Here is an 18,929-nt window from a genome sequence, read left to right on the forward strand (position 1 = left end):
TAAAGTTTATCCATTATACGATATAGCGTTCAGCTTCAATCAGAACATCAGCAGCTTCACGTTTCTTACCAATCACATTGATTGGGGTATGGCGTGTAAGTTTACGAAGGGCAGATACAAGCATGCGGAGAGTATCACCTTGTTCAGTTGCAACTAAGGTTTCTTTAGCATGCTGCTCGATTTCGTTAAAAGCTTCTTGACAGAAGATTTGTGTATAAAGAAGCTTTTGTTTATTTTTCTCTAGACCTGTCTTCGCGATTGCCTTTTCTGTACGTAGAACGACAGATTCCATTGCATAAGCATTAGAAACAATATCTGCAATATTTGATAAGATTTCTTGCTCTTTATCTAGAGCTTTACCAAATTTTTGTGCAGCTAAACCAGCAGCTAACAAGCCGATTTTCTTGGCATTGCTAACTAAATGTTTTTCTTGTGCAAGCGGCTCATCACCTGGCTCTTCAGGCATTAACATCATAATTTCTTCTTGAAGCGCCATCGCTTTTTGGAATAATGGGAGTTCTCCTTTAAAAGCCTTTTTAATATAAGTTCCTGGTACAAGCAAACGGTTAATTTCATTTGTACCTTCGAAAATCCGGTTAATACGGGAATCACGGTACGCTCTTTCGATTGTATACTCCTGCATGAAGCCGTATCCGCCGTGAATTTGAACACCCTCGTCTACAACGTAATCTAATACTTCACTGGCAAAGAATTTATTAACAGAACATTCAATTGCATATTCAGCAATAGAATTAGCTACTAATTTAATATCCTTCTGCTCTTCAGTTGTAAGCTTTCCTTGATTATCTTCATAAAGTCCAATCGTACGGTAGACAGAGCTTTCTGCTGCATAGATTTTAGAAGCCATTGTACCGAACTTTTCTTTTGTTAAATTGAACTGAGAAATTGCTGTGTTAAATTGCTTACGGCCATTTGCATATTTAACGGCTAACTCAAATGCATTTTTAGAGCCGCCAACACCGCCAACTGCTAATTTATAGCGCCCGATATTTAGGATATTAAATGCAATGATGTGTCCTTTACCATATTCACCCAGAAGGTTTTCTACAGGAACCGGTACATCTTCTAAAATAAGGGTACGTGTGGAAGAACTCTTGATTCCCATTTTCTTTTCTTCCGCCCCAGTAGAAACTCCAGGGAAATCTCTTTCAACAATGAATGCTGTAAAATGTTCACCATCAATTTTTGTATAGACAACAAATACATCGGCAAAACCAGCATTGGTAATCCATTGCTTTTCACCGTTAAGAATATAGTGAGTACCTTCTGCATTTAGTTTTGCTGTTGTTCTTGCACCTAAAGCGTCAGATCCTGAACCTGGCTCAGTTAAGGCATAGGCTGCAATTTTTTCACCTGAAGCAAGGGCAGGTAAATATTTCTTCTTTTGCTCTTCATTTCCGAATAAAACGATTGGCAGTGACCCGATACCAACATGGGCCCCGTAAGATAGCGAGAAGCCGCCAGCCTTTGACATTTTCTCCGTTACAAGTGAAGAAGTTACTTTATCTAATCCTAACCCTTCATACTCTTCAGGAACATCCGCTGCCAACAGGCCAAGGTCACCTGCTTGCTTCAAAAGTTTGACTGTGCGGTCAAATTCATGGTTTTCAAGATGTTCTAACTGTGGAAGAACTTCTTTTTCGATGAAGTCTTCGGCTGTTTTGGCAATCATTAGTTGTTCTTCGTTAAAATCCTCTGGTGTTAAAATGCGGTCATAGGAAATATCGTCGAGTAAAAAGCTTCCGCCTTTAATCATTTTTTCAGTTTGTTGTGTCATTATATTTTCCTCCTAATCTTTTTGTCGCAATGATTTCCGCTCCACTAAGGAAAGCTTCTTCGAATAATCACCGCAGGGACAGGCGGTTTCTGCCTGTCGCGAGGTGCTTCGCTTTCCGCGGGCGGTCCGGGGAGCCTCCTCGGCACTGAAGCGCCTGTGGGGTCTCCCCAGCCCCGTCCTCCCGCAGGACATTGATTTACATCCTCGAATCTGCCCACGCACGAAGAAAATGCGATAGCATTTTCGAGGAGTCTCGTGCCTTACACTCCAATTAACAGAGTCCTAATATCATCAATGAAATTTAAAAGCCTCTTTATAAAAGTTCGAATACTCCGGCTGCGCCCATTCCGCCGCCTATACACATGGTTACTACTCCGAATTGTTGGTTTCGGCGTTTTAATTCATGGATTAGGGTTAAGGTTAGCTTTGCACCTGTACATCCAAGCGGATGGCCTAGGGCTATCGCACCGCCATTTACATTTACCTTTTCTTCGTCTAGCCCAAGCTCACGGATTACCTGTAGGGATTGTGAGGCAAATGCTTCGTTCAATTCAAAAAGATTGATATCGGACAACTCTAATCCAGCCAGCTTAACCGCCTTTGGCACCGCAACAACAGGACCAACTCCCATAATTTCCGGCGGGACGCCGCCTACTGCAAATGATCTAAATTTTGCTAATGGCTTTAATCCGAGTGCTTCTGCTTTTTCACGATCCATAATCATTAAAGCCGCTGCACCATCACTTGTTTGCGAAGCATTACCAGCCGTAACCGAACCAGTCACAGAGAAGGCAGGTCGAAGTTTGGCTAATGATTGCACATTTGTATCAGGGCGGACTCCTTCATCCTGGGAAAACTGAACCGTTCTTTCTACTAACTTATTGTCATTACCTACTGTACGTTGGGTAACCTCAACAGGGACGATTTCGTCTACGAATTTCCCGTCTTGAATCGCCTTGGCAGCCTTTTGATGGCTGCGAACGGCAAAGGCATCTTGATCCTCACGAGAAATACCATATTTCTTAGCTACTTCTTCGGCGGTATGACCCATTCCCATATAATACTGTGGAGCTGTTTCTGCCAATTTGACATTTGGACGAACCACATGCCCCATCATTGGAATTAGGCTCATGGATTCTGCCCCGCCAGCAATCGCTGTATCGGTGTGTCCGAGCATAATTCCCTGTGCTGCATAGGCAATCGCCTGCAGTCCAGATGAACAAAAACGATTAATGGTTATAGCTGGTACGGTGTGTGGCAGACCTGCTAAGGCTCCAATATTACGAGCCATGTTATTCCCCTGCTCAGCTTCCGGCATGGCACAGCCAATAATCAAATCATCAATATTTCCTTCATAATTTCCCGCACGCTTTAATGTTTCTCTTACAACCAATGCTCCCAAATCATCAGGGCGAACATGGGCAAGCGTACCTTTCTTCGCTTTACCTACCGGGGTCCGAGCTCCGGCTACGATTACCGCTTCTCTCATTTTGTTCCCTCTCTTTCCTCTTATATTAGCAATCTATTTGTATAGCTTCCTGCGCATAGGCGCATCCGCTTTTCTTATTAGTTTCTTAAAGGCTTTCCTTTTACAAGCATGTGCTGCATACGCTGCTGTGTTTTTTGTTCTCTTATTAAGCTTAGAAACGCTTCTTTTTCTATATCCAATAAATATTGCTCATCTACTTCCGTACCAAATGGAACTTTTCCGCCAGCAATCACATAGGCAACTTTTTTGGCGATTTTCAAATCATGCTCTGAAATATATCCAGATAAGTACATTGATTCTGCCCCAAGTAACAGTGTAGCGTAGCCTGTTTCACCCACTACCGGTACCTTTTTGCGCGCTTTTTGTACATAACCCTGCTCATGTAATGCGAGAACAGCCTGCTTGGCATCGTACAATTGGTGATCTCCGTTGACACTAATGCCATCAGCTAATCCTAAGAAATTATTCTCACGTGCTTCCGCACCAGAGGTTGATACTTTTGCCATAGCAATGGTTTCAAACACTTTATTCGCAACAGCCTGAAGGTCAAATGGAACACCATTTGGCAAACCTTCCAAATGCTTAATATAGAGCTCTTTATTACCTCCGCCGCCAGGAAGTAAGCCTACGCCGACTTCAACAAGCCCCATATACGTTTCAGCAGATGCTTGAATGTGCGCTGCAGGTAGACATACTTCTGCTCCACCTCCAAGGGTCATTGCAAAAGGTGCTGCGACAACTGGTTTTGCACTGTACTTAATCTTCATCATCGCATTTTGGAATTGCCGGATAACCATATCAAGCTCATAGATATTGTCATCCTGTGCTTCCATTAACATCATCGCAAGATTCGCACCAACACAGAAGTTCTTTCCTTGGTTACCGATGACAAGTCCTTTATAATTTTTTTCAACTTCATCAACAGCAAAGTTAATCATTTGGATAATATCAAGACCAATGGCATTACTCTGAGAATGGAATTCTAGGAGCGCTACTCCATCTCCTAAATCAATTAAGCTTGCTCCGCCATTCTTTTTAATAACACCTTTTTGCTTTTTTAACTTTTTCAAATCAATTGCTTTTGGATTACTTTCTACGAGGCGGTATTCACCATTGTTGTAGAAGAAACGTTCACCATTTTCTTCTAAGTAGAAAGAATTATGTCCCTTTGCAAGCATATCTGTCACCCAGGCAGGAATTTCTTGGCCATCATTCTTCAACTTCTCTATAGACTTCTCTAAACCAATGGCATCCCAGGTTTCAAACGGACCCATTTCCCAGCCAAAGCCCCATTTCATGGCACGGTCGATATCAACAATTGTCTCCGCAATTTCACCTAAGAGCTGTGCTGAGTATACAAGAACCGGACTAAAGATATTCCATAAAAGCTCACCAGCACGGTCTTGTGCATATACAAGCGCTTTCAATTTATTCACTGTTCCTTTTTCCTGCTTACTCATTTCTGTTGCTGCAGTTTTCAGCTTTTTACGTGGAATATATTCTAATGTGGCAGGGTCAAGTTCAAGAATCTCTTTTCCTTTTTTCAGGAAGAAACCTTGACCTGATTTGCTTCCCAGCCAGCCTTTTTCTAGCATGGTTTTCATAAATGCAGGAACTTCAAAAACTTCCTTTTCTTTTCCGGTTACTTTTTCATAAACATTACCGGCAACATGTGCGAATGTATCTAAACCGACAACATCGAGTGTACGGAAGGTTGCACTTGAAGGACGACCGACTAATGGTCCTGTTACAGAATCAACTTCCCCAACACTATAACCGCCCTTAAGCATTTCTTGTACAGTTATTAGGAGACCATAGGTTCCAATTCGATTTGCAATAAAGTTTGGTGTGTCTTTTGCAAGAACAACACCTTTTCCTAATACATCTTCACCAAAAGTTTTCATGAATGAAATGACATCTGGGCTAGTATATTTAGTAGGAATCACTTCAAGTAATTTTAAGTATCTTGGCGGGTTAAAGAAGTGGGTGCCAAGGAAATGTTTTTTGAAATCCTCTGATCTTCCTTCTGCCATCGCTTCAACCGAAATTCCAGATGTGTTAGAGCTAATAATGCTTCCTGGTTTCCGATATTGGTCAACCTTTTCAAATACCTGTTTCTTTACATTTAGATTTTCAACGACAACCTCGATTACCCAGTCCACATCTTTTAATTTAACGAGGTCATCCTCTAGGTTACCTGCTTCAATAAGTGCCAAGTTCTTTTTTACTGCTAGTGGAGCGGGTTTTTGTTTCAATAATTTTTGGATAGATTGGCTGCTAATTCGATTACGGACTTGTTTACTTTCTAGCGTGAGCCCTTTTGCCTTTTCATCCTCATTTAACTCCCGAGGTACAATATCCAATAATAATGTTGGTATACCGATGTTTGCTAGGTGGGCTGCAATCCCTGATCCCATTACTCCTGATCCTATAACAGCTGCTTTTTTAATTAGTTGGTTCAACATTGTCTCCCCCTTCAAGGCTTTGAATGAACACTCATTCATTTTTTTGTCAAAAAAAATTCACAAATGTATGAGTTCTGCTAATTATTACTATAGAATATTTCAAAAATTTGCGCAATAAATAAACGCGGAAAATTTATATTTTTTTTTGAAAATGTTTTTTCAAATAAAAAAGTGGAATTGGGCACCCTATAATCGAGGTGATGAAGTATGGGAAAAATGAAGAAGGACCCATCTAAAAGAGGCGTAAGCGCCGCTAGCGTTCAAGGAAATGCTGGTCCTGGCGGAGAACAAGCCGACAAAAACAAAGTAAACAGCCAAAACAATCAGTATAAAAGATAGGCATTCTCCGATAAGAGCCCACATCAAAAAAGCAGGCTGACAATCAGCCTGCTTTGCATTTAAAACTTCGCTTGGTAATTCTCAATTTCCCAAGCATGAACAGCTGTACGATAACTATCCCATTCAGCCTTTTTCAAAGAAATAAATTCATCATATACATGGTCACCCAATGTTTTACGTCCAATCTCTCCATCCTCTAACAGCTGTACCGCTGCTGCTAAACTTCCAGGAAGGCTTTCAATACCTAATTCTCCGCGGCGTTCTTCCGTCATATGGAAAATATCTTCATTGATTGGAAACGGAACTTGTAATCCTTGTTCGATCCCATCTAAACCTGCGGAAGCAATAACTGAAAAGGTTAAGTATGGATTTGCTGACGGATCTGGACAGCGTAATTCAACACGAGTAGCCATTCCTTTTTTTGCAGGAATTCGAATCAATGCAGAACGGTTTGAAGCACTCCAAGCAATATAACAAGGTGCCTCATATCCAGGTACTAATCGTTTATAAGAGTTTATAAGCGGATTCGTCACAGCTGTGAAACTCTTAACGTTTTCAATTAAACCAGCAATAAATTGATACGCTTTATTTGATAGTTGTAAGTCATCAGTCGGATCAAAAAAGGCATTTTCACTTCCTTCAAAAAACGACATGTTAACATGCATTCCAGAACCATTAATACCAAAAACAGGTTTTGGCATAAACGTAGAATGTAGTCCATATTTCTTTGCAACTGTTTTGACAACCCATTTGTATGTAGTCGCAAGGTCGGCTGCGCCTAACGCATCTGCATATTTAAAGTTAATTTCATGCTGACCCTCAGCAACTTCATGATGAGACGCTTCAACCGTGAAGCCCATTGCTTTTAACGCACGATAGATTTCTAAACGAACTCTCTCACCAAGATCCTTTGGTGACGGCTCAAAATATCCTGCTTTGTCACTTAGCTCCTGTGTCGGATATCCATTTTCGTCCGTTTTAAACAGGAAAAACTCAAGCTCCGGTCCTACTGAAATAGTAAAACCTTTATCAGCTGCGCGTTCAACTGTTTTCTTTAGGACATTTCTTGTATCGCCTTCAAACCATGTTCCATCCGGATTTTTAACGGAGCATAGAAAACGAGCTTCAGAATATCCGTCTTCTACCGTCCAGGGTAAAACAGCGAAGGTCGTTAAATCCGGCAGTAAATATAAATCAGATTTATTGATTGGCGAAAATCCTTTAATAGAGGATCCATCAAACATGATTTTCCCATCAACAACATCTTCCAACTGCTCACTCGTTACCGTTACGTGTTTTAAGATTCCTTCAATATCTACAAATTGTAAGTGAAGAAGTTCGACACATTTATTATTTATTACTTCTTTAATTTCTTGAACCAGTTCAGATTGATCTTTAACATTTGTAAGAATAGCTTCTGTCATGTTATTTCTCCTCCCATATCCATGTTATGTTTCCTAACATTGAAATTATTATAGGATGAAAAATAATTTTTGACAACAATTTTTATTAACTTTTTCGAATATTTATTTATATTAAAAAGAAAGCGTTTTCTAAAGTTGTGTAATAGAAAAGGCCACCTTCTTAATAAAAGGTGACCTGTTTTTTTATAAATATTCATTTTATTGCATGCTACCTTGACTCTCTATACTGTTCATTAAGTAGTTTAATTTCATTAATCATTTCTCTCATTTCTTCTTTTGCTTCAGGATAGAGTTCATTCCAGTGCTTCGCCAAGGCTGGCATTGACTTTGCTATATGGGTATATAAAGCCCAGACCTTTACTTTTTCCTTCGTTTGCTCACTAGACTCCCCCACAAGCAGGTCACTATATTTTTCAAGTAACGCTTCGAACTGTTCCGCAAATATTTTCTCCATCATAACACACTCCATCCTTTGCAATATGCGTACATGGACATGTTTTACAGCGTTTCGACCCAAGCTGATACGTAAAACAGCATGTTTTTCTTATCCTTACCTCATCTTGATTATTCTTTTCGGAATAATACTTCTGTATCGGATTTAGGTGATAGCTGCCAAACAAGTTACCTTCTGCTTCCATGATTAAGAAACGGAAATCACTTTGTGCATTTGGATTTTCGCTATCCTTTAACTCTGTCTCATACAGCCAAAATAGATAGACAGCGATATTTTCCCACAGTATCAGTTTCGAAACCTTAAACGTTTTTTCAAAATGCTCGATAATTGGATAGATGTTGTTTGCAAAAAGGTCACGATAAACACTTTTCCGCCATTCATCCCGGTCTTCCCCATTCCATTCCTCGATGGAAGTATCCTTTAATGAAATCATTGGCAGCCAGTCTTTTCCACGTTCCGCTTCTTCCATTTCAATATTTTCCAAAGTCAATTTCAATTTCTTATTAGCTGTCGTCATCGCAAAAAGGGAAATAACCGCAATAAATGCATAACGCTTAATAAAAATGGAGGCTGCTGTTCTTTCTGAAGGCGCACCCATTGATAAAGCTAAATTTTTCATAAAATCAATCGCATATGTCTTTTCTAATAAATTTCCAACGTTAAATGATTTACCTGTCTTAGTTCTGAGCCTATATTTCTGTAATGTACTCAGATCATTCTCTATCAGTATATTACCCATTGGACACGGCCGCCTTTTGAAGGATACTTCTTCCTTTTCCGTAAGGAATACAAAGCGGCGTTCCGAATAATGGATCCATTGTTACTTCACAATCCATGCCAAATACATTTTTGACAAGGCTGCGATTGATAACATACTCTGGCTTACCTTGGTCATACACCGTCTGATCCTTAAGGGCAACGATATTATGTGCATAGCGGCAAGCCAAATTAAGATCATGAAGTACCATTACAACCGTTCTTTTTCTCTTTTCATTAAGCTCGAATAGAAGATCAAGAATTTCAATTTGGTGTGTCATATCTAAATAGGTTGTTGGCTCATCTAAGAGAATAACATCGGTATCCTGTGCCAAGGTCATAGCAATCCATGCGCGCTGCCTCTGACCCCCTGAAAGAGAATCAACCGTTCGTTCTTTTAAGTCTTCTAGGCGGGTAGCTTTTAGCGCCGCATTAACCTTTTTCTCATCTTCCTCCGACCATTGTTTTAGCCATGATTGATGTGGATAACGGCCCTGTTTAACGAGTTGAAGCACCGTCAGCCCTTCAGGAGCAACCGGTGATTGAGGAAGTATCGCCATTTTTTTCGCTACTTCTTTCGTCGAAAGCTTAGCAATGGCTTCGCCATCCAAAGTAATGACACCGGATTTTGGCTTAAGAAGACGGGCGATTGAACGAAGGAGGGTTGATTTTCCGCAGCCATTAGCTCCAATAAAAACGGAAATTTCACCTTTAGGAATTATTAAATTTAATTCATCAATGATGAGTGTATCCCCGTATGAAAGTGATAAATTTTTCGTTTCAACCGCATTCATCATCTGCCCACTCCTTTTGTAATCAATCAAGTATATTGTTAATAAGGCTTGTTTATAGTTTATGATTTACAACCATTTAGTGGCTGTATTTATGTCTTATATAGTATTAATATTCTCTACAGTTCTAAGTTTATAATTAATTGATAATGATTGTCAATGAGTATGAAAATCATTTTCATTTGTATTTACTATTTTGTACACAAAATGTACTTTCGTTAAAAAAAAGAGAAGCCATTTCAAGGGAAATGACTTCTTTCTTGTGAAAACTAAGTGTTTCTAGTCTTAAATAATAGGTAGATAAAGTATGGTGCCCCAATACTTGCCGTAAAGACACCCGCCGGAATTTCTAATGGTGAAAATAGTGTTCGCCCAACTAAATCTGCAAGCATGACTAAAATTCCTCCCAGAAGTGCTGACACAGGCAGTAAAGCTCCAAAGGCAGAACCCACTAATCTCCTAGCCATGTGCGGTGCCATTAAGCCAACAAAACCGATACCGCCAGCGAAAGCTACCGAACCCCCAACCAAACCGGTACTTAGCAGCATTAATACAAAGCGTTGTTTTTGCACCCGTCCGCCAAGGCCAGTTGCTACTTCATCACCAAGTTCCTGAATGTTGATATTTCTTGCATAGATGAATGAAATGAAAACCAGTATGGTTATCCACGGTACAAGGGCACCAACATTTTTCCATGTTGACCCGTAGACTGTGCCCGTAATCCATATGTTTGCTTGGCTTGCTTGGTAAATAGGACCTAAAACCATCATAAAGGTGGTCAAAGCCTTCGTTAAGCTCATCAAACCAATACCAATCAAAATAAGTCTAATAGGCGAAACCCCATTTTTCCATGCCAAAATATAAACTAGAAAGGCTACGACAGCCGCACCGATAAAGGCCGCTAAGGGCAACCAATGAATACTAACGGTTAATACATGATTTTTATCACTAAAAATTGCCAAGAAACCTACAACCGCAACAGATGCTCCTCCAGTAATCCCTAAGATATCAGGAGATGCAAGCGGGTTTCGAATCATTCCTTGTAAAATCCCCCCTGCTACTGCCAGTCCCATCCCTGCCATTAATGCAACAATGATTCTTGGTAATCGGAAGGATTGAATGACAAGGGCCTCCATTTCAGATCCACCGCCGAAAAACACCTGCAGGACATTTATAGGGCTGATTTTCATTTCTCCTAATCCCGTACTAATAACAAAAACAGCTGCGGTTCCAAGTAACAATCCTATAAACACAAATAATGCTTTTTTATCTATTAAATAAGAAACTTTCCCTTGTTTGATTCTAAAGATTTTGTATTTACTCATCGCCCATTGAACCCCTTTCTAGCAATATAAATGAAAAATGGGGTTCCAATAATCGCCGTCATGACGCCAACTGGGACTTCTTGAGGCATTAAAATATATCGGGAGGCGATATCTGCAGCGAGTAAAAGCACTCCACCAAGAAGGCCGGAAAAAGGAATGACCCAGCGATGGTCAATTCCCACAATGGAACGGGTAAGATGTGGTACGACTATTCCAATAAATCCAATTGGTCCTGCAACAGCAACTGCCCCTCCTGATAGCAGGATGACAACGATCCCGATGATTATTTTTAACAGTGCTGTGTTTAATCCAAGACCTTTGGCAACATCCTCCCCCAAAGATAGGACATTCATTTTTGTTGCTATGACTAAAGAAGATACCCAGCCTACTACTAAATAGGGAAGGACAGCAATTAGATTCTCAAGGTTCCTTCCTGCTACTGAACCAGCAAGCCAAAATAATACTTGCTCCAAGGCTGCTTCATTTAAGACGAGTATTCCTTGTGTAAAGGAGGCAAATAATGCTGTCATTGCGGCTCCGGCAAGTGTTAGCTTCATGGGTGTTAACCCTTCCCTACCGACCGAGCCTATTGCATAGACACTTATTGCAGCTACAGCTGCACCAGCAAAGGATAACCAAGTAAATAGTTGAAGACTTCCTACACTAAAGACCGTAACGGCAATGACGACTGCAACTCCGGCCCCTGCATTGACCCCAAAAATATCAGGGGATGCGAGGGGATTTTTCGTTACTGTCTGCATTAAGACACCTGAAATAGCTAAACTTGCACCCACCGCAGCAGCAATAAACGCACGCGGGATTCTGACAGATTGAATAACTATATGTTCATTTGAACCATTGAAATTCGTTAAAGCTTCTATAGCCATTTTCCAAGTAGTATCTGTATACCCGTAGACAATACTTGCTGACATTAAGAAAAGCAATATAATAATAGCAATTAAAAGTCCTGCCCACCTTTGGCCTGTGTGTTTTAGCAGCATAACCTAATTCCCTTCTACCCTAATATATAAAATGCGTCTTTATGTATCTGTATTTTCATGTATCAGTCTATTGGAATAGTGGAAAGCTGTCAATGAGTTGATAATCATTTTCATTTGTAAAAATAAAGCTTCAAAAAATTGTTATTGATTTTGATAATCATTTTCAATTTCATGATTGACACGCTTGTGAAATCGTTTTATTATTAGTTTGTAAATGAAAATGATTATCATTAACAACAACATTTATTTGGAGGGTTACATAAGATGAAGGGTTTTAAAAATTTATTTGCAGTCATTTCATTAATTGCTCTTTTCCTTCTTGCTGCCTGTGGTAACACGGAAGAAAAACCGGCCACACAAAAAGAAAATGAGACCAAAACAGAAGACACTAGCTATACGGTAGAACATGCAATGGGGTCAACGACATTAGAAAAAACGCCTAAAAAGGTCGTTATATTAACAAATGAAGGAACAGAAGCCTTACTTGCACTAGGAGTAAAACCAGTTGGTGCCGTTCAATCTTGGCTTGGCGATCCGTGGTATGATCACATCACAAAGGATATGGACGGTGTCGAAGTTGTTGGGGTTGAGAGTGAAGTAAATTTAGAGAAAATCGCAACTCTTAAACCTGATTTAATTATCGGAAACAAGCTACGTCAAGAAGCTGTCTACAGCCAATTAAGCGCAATAGCTCCTACTGTTTTTTCCGAAACCCTGAGAGGTGATTGGAAAGAAAACTTTAAACTATACGCAAAAGCATTAAACCTGGAGGAAAAAGGGAATGAGGTACTTAGTGATTTTGATGACCACGTTGCGGACGTGAAAGCGAAACTTGGTGATAAAGTAAATCAAGAAGTATCCGTTGTCCGTTTTATGGCCGGAAAATCTCGTATTTATTATACCGATTCCTTCTCTGGTATTATTTTTGATCAAGTTGGTCTAAAACGAGCTTCGCAACAGGCAGAGCTGTTTACTCCTGATAATAAGCTGGGTAACCTTGCTATCGAAGTTGGAAAAGAAGTTATTCCGAAAATGGACGGTGACATCCTTTTCTATTTCACATATGCTCCAAAAGGTGATCAAGCAGCCCTTGATACAGCGAAAGAATGGACAAATGATCCACTTTGGAAAAATTTAAATGCCGTGAAAAATGGAAAAGCCTATGAGGTTAGTGATGCTACTTGGAATACAGCTGGCGGCGTTCTTGCTGCAAACATCATGCTGGATGATCTTGAAAAAATCATGCTCGAAAAATAAAATCATAAAAATGATATTAAAAAGAACGAGGCTGCCATGACCTCGTTCTTTTTTATGCTTATGCTGTTGTAGAAAACATGTATTTTTTATAGTGATAGCGGATGGAGAAAATCAAACCTAGACCAAGCATATTCCCCATTAACGAGCTGCCTCCATAGCTGATGAAAGGTAAGGGAATACCGGTGATTGGTAAAACACCAATCGTCATCCCAATGTTTTGGAAGACGTGGAAGGTAATCATACTGATGACTCCAACACAAATGTACGTGTAAAAATTATTTTTTGTTTCCATACCAACCTTTGTAATATGATAAATCAACAAGAAAAATAAACTTACGAGCACACTTGCACCTATAAAACCATACTCTTCTCCGACGACACTAAAGATAAAATCGGTATGGCTTTCAGGTAAATAGACCTCTCTATTCCCATATCCCTTACCACCCGTTTGTCCTGAACCAATAGCTAAGAGCGACCGTGTCAATTGGTATCCTGCTGAGCTTTGAAAGTTATAGGGATCCAGCCAAGAATAGATACGGCTAAATTGATACTGCTTCACACCTAAATATTTTTCAAGAATCTCAGGCTTTAACAATACAAAATAAAAAATGACCGAAATAAGGGCAGTTCCAATTGAAAATATTGGTACTAGTAACTTCCATGTTATACCGGAAATAAAAATCATTCCTAAAAGGATGGCTAAAAATACGAGCGAAGTCCCTAAGTCCTGCTTAATAATAAGTATTAAGGGAACCATTGTGACGACCCCAAGTTTTATTAGCAGCCAAAAATCAGTAGCAATCGTTTTAACTGGGTTCTTTTGGTGATGATCCTCAATTACTTTTGCTAACGCTAAAATAATAAAGATTTTGACAAACTCAGAGGGCTGGAGTGAACCAATCCCAGGTACCTTAAACCAGTTTTTTGCTCCATTGATCACCGGGGCAATGCTTTCTGGCGCTATGATTAAAAGAATAAGTAGAAATATTCCTACTCCGTAAGCATACCAAGTTAACTTTTTTAACTGGTCCGAGTCGAGCCTAATAACTGCGGCAATAATTCCACACCCAATTCCATAAAAGATAATTTGCTTTATAAGGAAGTTACTGTCATATTGACCGCTTGCCTGAGCACTATAAATTGATGTACAGCTAGCTAGAAATAATAAAATTAATATAAAAACAAGACTATAATCAAGTTTTGAAGTTGTATTATTAGATGATGTCATCTTTCACACTCCTTTATGTTTCAGCCTCAAAAGGAACTTGTACATTATTTTATTATATTTTTTATAAGGGCAAAGCACAACTTCTAAGGGTGGAATGGATTTATTTACATATGTAAAAAGTGGAGGCGCCTAGGTTAGGCACTTCCACTGTCAGAGAAATATTTACTTTTAATATCATCTGCCATCCAATGTAAATTATTAGGTACCTGTGGAATCCCGTAGCCGATATAAAGCGGAGTCGTGACAAACCTGGGGACAATTTTAACATAAATTCTTCTATTATAATGATGAAAGAAGAGATTATAGCTGCTGGCTTTAAATGGGAAGTTATTTAGAATATAATGTACCGATTTTTGAAGCTGGACTCCAAAGGTTTCATTGTAGCTGGAATCTTCCATATCGATATTAAACTCATAAAAGCCTACCTTCGGCTTTGTCGATAAAGTTAACCTTACCCCATTTTTTTCCTTTATAACAATACCCTCAAACACTTCCTCCGCGATACCTTCCTTATAGTTAATATCATTTAACCCTATTATTTGCATATGGGGATGTGCGATGGTCCCCCCTGACAATGGACCATAATTTTTAAATAAAATCACGGATTCATATTTTCCCGTTCTATCTAATTCAAGCCAATTTCTTAAGGCAAATTGGAGCAATTTATGTAGATATGGAAGTTCATAGGTAGATAATTCGCCATGACAATCATCTGTTTCAATTAATACCGTTTGATAGGCATTCTCCAAAACAGGATATTTATTTTTCAAAAGAATGATAGGTCCATCTACTTCAATCAGATCTGTTAACTCCTCGCGCGCACAAAAAGGGCATGCCTGCTGTTTATTTCTTATACTTTCTGGTTTCTTAACTCCGATGGAAGTATCAAAATGTAGATGGCTATTTTTCAAGTTTGCAGCTCCTCTCCAAAGTACTTAAATCTATTTTATGGGAGATTCCGCTCCTTTTGCACTAATTTTGACTTGGTAATATATAAAAATTTTATTGGCTATTTGTTGGTAGTCATGCATATCTTTACAATGTACAGGCTTATGCTGCGGAAAGAGAGGATGGCTATGTTAAGTAAATTAGAAGCATTCATATTAGGGATTATCCAAGGGTTAACTGAATTTTTACCAATTAGCAGTACGGGACATTTATATTTAGGCCGGAATTTATTTGGATTACAAGAAGCCGGCCTATTACTTGATACGATGCTGCACGTTGGTACCTTGCTGGCTGTTTTTGTCTTCTATAAGGACGAGTTTGTTAAGATTATTAAAAATCCCTTTAGTAAGCTTACCTTCCTGTTAATCGTTGGAACCATTCCAGCTGTTGTGATTGGTTTACTTTTTAAGGATTACTTTGAGGAGATTTCGAAGACGGGAGTTACCATTGGATGGGAGTTTTTAGTTACCGGTTTGTTTCTTTGGATTGCCGATTCAGCAAAAAATGGCTATAAAAAGATGGATGATATTAGTTATACAGATGCTTTAATTATTGGTTCCTTTCAAGCTGCTGCAATATTCCCCGCGATATCACGCTCTGGCTTCACGATTGTGGCTGCCTTATGGAGAAAGTTAGACCGTGAAAGTGCTGCCTATTTCTCCTTTCTGTTATCTACACCTGCCATTGCAGGAGCGGTCGTTCTTCAATCAATGGATTTATTTGGCGGTGCAGGAGAAGAAATCTCATTATCTGCGTTAATTGTTGGTATTCTATCCTCTGCTCTTTTCGGTTATTTTGCAGTAAAGTGGATGATTGGTTATCTAAAGAAGCACTCATTAAAGCCGTTTGCCATTTATGTCTGGGTATTAGGCTTTGCGGTATTATTTTTCCAGTTTACAGGGAAATTCTAAAAAATGCGGCTCGATTTCTCGAGTCGCATTTTTGTTGTATTAAACGGTAACGGTTTCTTTCGCCATTTCTTTTGCCGCTTCAATAGCTTTTTCTTTAGCCTTTGCCATAATTTCAGGTACTTCTTTCGGGAAGTGGTCCATTCCTTCAGCGAATACGGTTGGCATGACTTCCATTCCTAAGAATCCAAGTACTTTCGTTAAGAAACGATCGCCGAATTCAAATTCAACCATTGGGCCGGTCGAGTAAACTCCGCCGCGTGTTTGAATATGAAGTGCTTTCCGATTTGTAAGTAAACCTTTTGCACCTTCATGTGTATTAACAAAGGTCTTGTTCACGATAAATAAATTATCAAGGAATGCTTTTAAAATGGCAGGTGAGCCAAAGTTCCAGATTGGTGTAACAAATACATAATAATCAGCTGCAATGAAGCGGTCTGCTAATGCATGCATAGCTGTAATTTGTTTTTGTTCTCCCTCTGTAAGTTCATCAAACGTTTTGCCCATGAAGGATAATTTAGCGCGGGCATATAACAAATCCATATCAATTTGCGGGATATCCATATCATATAAATGCATATGTTCAATTTCTACTTCTGGAATTTGTTTTTTAAATTCTTCAAGAAATGCTTCGCCAAGCTGCATCCCTTTCGAAAGCTTTATATCATTTTTCGGGTTAACGGTAATGTATAGAAGTTTAGACATCTAATCCCCATCCCTTTTAATATTTTTTCATCTATCCATATAGTACAACAAACTTCCTTGTTCACTAATGAACAATGAGTGAAGTTTATGAAAAAAGTGTGAACTTTTTCTGGTGAAAATGAACAATAAGTGACAATTCTAAATAAAACTAAACGAAACTTAACAAAACTTAACAATAATCACAGTCTCCATTATATAATTGCCTTATATTAAAACTGCAATTAGGAGGGTGGTACGAAGAATGGAAGGAAAAGCATTTACACCGGACGAGGTAGCCCAGTTGTTCCAAATCTCAAAACATACCGTATATGAACTGATAAAGCGAGGTGAATTACAAGCATTTAAAGTCGGAAACAAAATGAGAATCGAACACTCAGAGATTGAAAGATATAAGGAAAGAACGAAAGCTCCCGCCAAAAAAACGCAGGTGGATTTGCCTAATACACAGACCTCCCAACCTGTCCGACTATCTGGAAGCCATGACTTTCTTGTCGAGCATTTAGTAAAACAAACGGCTCAAGATCTGCTGCTGCAAATTCAGCCAACATACATAGGCAGCCTTGAAGGGTTAATGATGCTTTATCGTGGTCAATCCGACATCGCGGCCATCCATCTATTAGATCCAGCATCTCAGGAATATAATCTACCATTTATTCATCAACTCTTTGTTTATGAATCCATTGCTGTCGTTCGCTTTGTTTCTAGAGAGCAAGGCTTTATAGTCGCAAAGAGTAATCCAAAAGGAATTGAAAGCTTTAACGATCTCACTAGAAGAGATGTGCAGTTCGTTAATCGGCAGAAAGGTGCTGGGACAAGATTTCTTTTAGATTCCATGCTCTCTAGTAATGGAATTGACCCAACAAAAATAAATGGTTACTCCAATGAAGAATGGAACCACCTTTCTACTGCTTCTTATATTAGCCGAGGGATGGCGGATGTGGCTTTTGGAATTCAATCAGCTGCAAGCCATCTTGGACTCGATTTCATTCCAATTGCAAAGGAACAATTTGACCTTGTGTTCCGGTTTACAAATGAAAACAAGCAAAATCATACTAACTTGATTAACTACCTGCAGTCACCTGAATTCAAAAGAAGTTTAACTGATTTAGATGGCTATGATATCGAAGATTTAGGCACTATAATCTATCAAACTAGTAAAATGGAGGAAACATCATGTTAAAAAATCGCTTTTTTGCTACACTATTTGTATTCATGCTTCTTTTCCTAGCAGCTTGCGGCAACACAGAAAGTGACCAAGCTGGCGAAAAAGAGAAAAAGACAGAACCAAAGGAAGAACCAACTGAATTAATCCTAGCAACAACCACTAGCACTCAGGACAGCGGCTTATTAGATGTTTTACTGCCAATCTTTGAAGAAGAAGACAATGTAAAAGTAAAAACCATTGCAGTCGGTACAGGACAAGCATTAGAAATGGGTACAAAAGGTGAGGCAGATGTCCTTCTAGTTCATGCTCCTAAATCAGAGGAAGAACTCGTAACTAGCGGTGATGCTGTCAATCGTAAGCGGGTAATGTACAATGATTTCATTTTAGTAGGCCCAAAAGATAATCCTGCAAATGTTAGCGGTGAGGACATTAACGCTGCATTCAAAACAATTTCAGAGGTAAAAGCTAATTTTGTAACTCGCGGCGACGACTCTGGTACTCATAAAAAAGAACTAGGCATTTGGACAGCAGTAAATATCCAGCCTGCTGGCGATACGTATATCTCGACTGGTCAAGGTATGGGTGCTTCTTTACAAATTGCTAACGAAAAAAATGGTTATATTTTAACAGACCGTGCGACATGGTTAGCTCAAGAGAAAAACTTAACAAACCTGCAAATTGTCGTTGAAGGCGGCAAGGACTTAATGAATATTTACCATGTCATGCAGGTTAATCCAGAAAAACACGACAGGGTTAACAGTTCAGATGCAGAAAAATTCGTAGAATTTATGATTGATAGTGAGACACAAGATGTAATTGAAAGCTTTGGTAAGGAAGATTACGGCCAATCTTTATTCTTTAAATACACAGAATAAG

General features: G+C 39.2%; 17 protein-coding genes. 5 read left to right on the forward strand and 12 right to left on the reverse strand.

Going from position 1 to position 18,929, the window contains the following annotated elements; translation table 11 throughout:
- Window positions 1–13: 13 nt before the first annotated feature.
- The 3 genes from QNH48_RS25385 to QNH48_RS25395 all read right to left on the reverse strand — a co-directional run bounded on the left by QNH48_RS25385 (window position 14) and on the right by QNH48_RS25395 (window position 5,752).
- On the reverse strand, window positions 14–1,798 hold the full coding sequence (locus tag QNH48_RS25385; RefSeq protein ID WP_283952481.1) for an acyl-CoA dehydrogenase FadE: 1,785 nt from the start codon (window positions 1,796–1,798) through the stop codon (window positions 14–16).
- Between the two features lie 313 nt (window positions 1,799–2,111).
- Window positions 2,112–3,287: an acetyl-CoA C-acetyltransferase gene (locus QNH48_RS25390; protein WP_283952482.1), complete on the reverse strand. Its 1,176-nt coding sequence runs from the start codon at window positions 3,285–3,287 to the stop codon at window positions 2,112–2,114.
- A 77-nt stretch (window positions 3,288–3,364) separates the two neighbouring features.
- Window positions 3,365–5,752, reverse strand: a complete 2,388-nt coding sequence (locus QNH48_RS25395; protein WP_283952483.1) for a 3-hydroxyacyl-CoA dehydrogenase/enoyl-CoA hydratase family protein — start codon at window positions 5,750–5,752, stop codon at window positions 3,365–3,367.
- A 207-nt stretch (window positions 5,753–5,959) separates the two neighbouring features.
- Here QNH48_RS25395 and QNH48_RS25400 point away from each other — a divergent pair, with 207 nt between their 5' ends.
- Complete coding sequence (locus tag QNH48_RS25400) at window positions 5,960–6,091, forward strand: YuzL family protein (protein ID WP_133369132.1); 132 nt, start codon at window positions 5,960–5,962, stop codon at window positions 6,089–6,091.
- Window positions 6,092–6,150: 59 nt separating this feature from the next.
- Here the strand turns inward: QNH48_RS25400 and QNH48_RS25405 are convergent, their stop codons facing one another.
- The 6 genes from QNH48_RS25405 to QNH48_RS25430 form a co-directional block, all read right to left on the reverse strand.
- Window positions 6,151–7,515, reverse strand: coding sequence for a glutamine synthetase family protein (locus QNH48_RS25405; RefSeq protein ID WP_283952484.1), 1,365 nt, complete (start codon window positions 7,513–7,515; stop codon window positions 6,151–6,153).
- Between the two features lie 208 nt (window positions 7,516–7,723).
- The gene (locus tag QNH48_RS25410) at window positions 7,724–7,969 is read right to left on the reverse strand and encodes a DUF2573 family protein (protein WP_283955889.1); all 246 of its coding nucleotides are present in this window, start codon (window positions 7,967–7,969) and stop codon (window positions 7,724–7,726) included.
- Entirely contained in the window at window positions 7,929–8,708 is a 780-nt protein-coding gene (locus QNH48_RS25415; protein ID WP_283952485.1) for an IucA/IucC family C-terminal-domain containing protein, read from the reverse strand. The genes QNH48_RS25410 and QNH48_RS25415 overlap by 41 nt, the downstream gene beginning before the upstream one ends.
- The gene (locus tag QNH48_RS25420) at window positions 8,701–9,522 is read right to left on the reverse strand and encodes an ABC transporter ATP-binding protein (protein WP_481858440.1); all 822 of its coding nucleotides are present in this window, start codon (window positions 9,520–9,522) and stop codon (window positions 8,701–8,703) included. The genes QNH48_RS25415 and QNH48_RS25420 overlap by 8 nt, the downstream gene beginning before the upstream one ends.
- A 263-nt stretch (window positions 9,523–9,785) precedes the next feature.
- A complete protein-coding gene (locus QNH48_RS25425; RefSeq protein ID WP_283952486.1) occupies window positions 9,786–10,841 on the reverse strand; it encodes a FecCD family ABC transporter permease in 1,056 nt (351 codons plus the stop codon).
- Window positions 10,838–11,842 carry a FecCD family ABC transporter permease gene (locus QNH48_RS25430; protein ID WP_283952487.1) on the reverse strand — a complete coding sequence of 335 codons (1,005 nt, stop codon included), beginning with the start codon at window positions 11,840–11,842 and terminating at the stop codon, window positions 10,838–10,840. The genes QNH48_RS25425 and QNH48_RS25430 overlap by 4 nt, the downstream gene beginning before the upstream one ends.
- 264 nt (window positions 11,843–12,106) lie before the next feature.
- On the opposite strand from QNH48_RS25430, the gene QNH48_RS25435 reads away from it, so the two are divergent.
- The gene (locus QNH48_RS25435; RefSeq protein WP_283952488.1) at window positions 12,107–13,099 is read left to right on the forward strand and encodes an ABC transporter substrate-binding protein; all 993 of its coding nucleotides are present in this window, start codon (window positions 12,107–12,109) and stop codon (window positions 13,097–13,099) included.
- A 58-nt stretch (window positions 13,100–13,157) separates the two neighbouring features.
- Here the strand turns inward: QNH48_RS25435 and QNH48_RS25440 are convergent, their stop codons facing one another.
- A complete protein-coding gene (locus tag QNH48_RS25440; protein WP_283952489.1) occupies window positions 13,158–14,327 on the reverse strand; it encodes an FtsW/RodA/SpoVE family cell cycle protein in 1,170 nt (389 codons plus the stop codon).
- A gap of 134 nt (window positions 14,328–14,461) precedes the next feature.
- The gene (locus QNH48_RS25445) at window positions 14,462–15,238 is read right to left on the reverse strand and encodes a DUF4931 domain-containing protein (RefSeq protein WP_283952490.1); all 777 of its coding nucleotides are present in this window, start codon (window positions 15,236–15,238) and stop codon (window positions 14,462–14,464) included.
- Window positions 15,239–15,403: 165 nt separating this feature from the next.
- Here QNH48_RS25445 and QNH48_RS25450 point away from each other — a divergent pair, with 165 nt between their 5' ends.
- Complete coding sequence (locus QNH48_RS25450; RefSeq protein ID WP_283952491.1) at window positions 15,404–16,186, forward strand: undecaprenyl-diphosphate phosphatase; 783 nt, start codon at window positions 15,404–15,406, stop codon at window positions 16,184–16,186.
- A 39-nt stretch (window positions 16,187–16,225) separates the two neighbouring features.
- Here the strand turns inward: QNH48_RS25450 and QNH48_RS25455 are convergent, their stop codons facing one another.
- A complete protein-coding gene (locus tag QNH48_RS25455; RefSeq protein ID WP_283952492.1) occupies window positions 16,226–16,888 on the reverse strand; it encodes an FMN-dependent NADH-azoreductase in 663 nt (220 codons plus the stop codon).
- Window positions 16,889–17,129: 241 nt separating this feature from the next.
- Between QNH48_RS25455 and QNH48_RS25460 the strand changes: the two genes are divergently transcribed.
- Together QNH48_RS25460 and QNH48_RS25465 are read left to right on the forward strand one after the other, a co-directional pair.
- Window positions 17,130–18,068 carry a helix-turn-helix transcriptional regulator gene (locus QNH48_RS25460; protein WP_283952493.1) on the forward strand — a complete coding sequence of 313 codons (939 nt, stop codon included), beginning with the start codon at window positions 17,130–17,132 and terminating at the stop codon, window positions 18,066–18,068.
- Complete coding sequence (locus QNH48_RS25465) at window positions 18,062–18,928, forward strand: ABC transporter substrate-binding protein (protein ID WP_283952494.1); 867 nt, start codon at window positions 18,062–18,064, stop codon at window positions 18,926–18,928. Before QNH48_RS25460 ends, QNH48_RS25465 begins: the two co-directional genes overlap by 7 nt.
- Window position 18,929 lies beyond the last annotated feature (1 nt).

The sequence above is a fragment of the Neobacillus sp. YX16 genome (genome assembly GCF_030123505.1).
Taxonomy (GTDB): Bacteria; Bacillota; Bacilli; order Bacillales; family Cytobacillaceae; genus Neobacillus.

What these genes read in the sequence shown, in the direction of transcription:
- QNH48_RS25395 (WP_283952483.1), bottom strand. Translation starts at nt 5,752, where the DNA reads ATGTTGAACCAACTAATTAAAAAAGCAGCTGTTATAGGATCAGGAGTA.
- QNH48_RS25400 (WP_133369132.1), top strand. Translation starts at nt 5,960, where the DNA reads ATGGGAAAAATGAAGAAGGACCCATCTAAAAGAGGCGTAAGCGCCGCT.
- QNH48_RS25455 (WP_283952492.1), bottom strand. Translation starts at nt 16,888, where the DNA reads ATGTCTAAACTTCTATACATTACCGTTAACCCGAAAAATGATATAAAG.
- QNH48_RS25460 (WP_283952493.1), top strand. Translation starts at nt 17,130, where the DNA reads ATGGAAGGAAAAGCATTTACACCGGACGAGGTAGCCCAGTTGTTCCAA.
- QNH48_RS25465 (WP_283952494.1), top strand. Translation starts at nt 18,062, where the DNA reads ATGTTAAAAAATCGCTTTTTTGCTACACTATTTGTATTCATGCTTCTT.
- QNH48_RS25405 (WP_283952484.1), bottom strand. Translation starts at nt 7,515, where the DNA reads ATGACAGAAGCTATTCTTACAAATGTTAAAGATCAATCTGAACTGGTT.
- QNH48_RS25420 (WP_481858440.1), bottom strand. Translation starts at nt 9,522, where the DNA reads ATGATGAATGCGGTTGAAACGAAAAATTTATCACTTTCATACGGGGAT.
- QNH48_RS25385 (WP_283952481.1), bottom strand. Translation starts at nt 1,798, where the DNA reads ATGACACAACAAACTGAAAAAATGATTAAAGGCGGAAGCTTTTTACTC.
- QNH48_RS25450 (WP_283952491.1), top strand. Translation starts at nt 15,404, where the DNA reads ATGTTAAGTAAATTAGAAGCATTCATATTAGGGATTATCCAAGGGTTA.
- QNH48_RS25440 (WP_283952489.1), bottom strand. Translation starts at nt 14,327, where the DNA reads ATGACATCATCTAATAATACAACTTCAAAACTTGATTATAGTCTTGTT.
- QNH48_RS25425 (WP_283952486.1), bottom strand. Translation starts at nt 10,841, where the DNA reads ATGAGTAAATACAAAATCTTTAGAATCAAACAAGGGAAAGTTTCTTAT.
- QNH48_RS25435 (WP_283952488.1), top strand. Translation starts at nt 12,107, where the DNA reads ATGAAGGGTTTTAAAAATTTATTTGCAGTCATTTCATTAATTGCTCTT.
- QNH48_RS25430 (WP_283952487.1), bottom strand. Translation starts at nt 11,842, where the DNA reads ATGCTGCTAAAACACACAGGCCAAAGGTGGGCAGGACTTTTAATTGCT.
- QNH48_RS25390 (WP_283952482.1), bottom strand. Translation starts at nt 3,287, where the DNA reads ATGAGAGAAGCGGTAATCGTAGCCGGAGCTCGGACCCCGGTAGGTAAA.
- QNH48_RS25410 (WP_283955889.1), bottom strand. Translation starts at nt 7,969, where the DNA reads ATGGAGAAAATATTTGCGGAACAGTTCGAAGCGTTACTTGAAAAATAT.
- QNH48_RS25415 (WP_283952485.1), bottom strand. Translation starts at nt 8,708, where the DNA reads ATGGGTAATATACTGATAGAGAATGATCTGAGTACATTACAGAAATAT.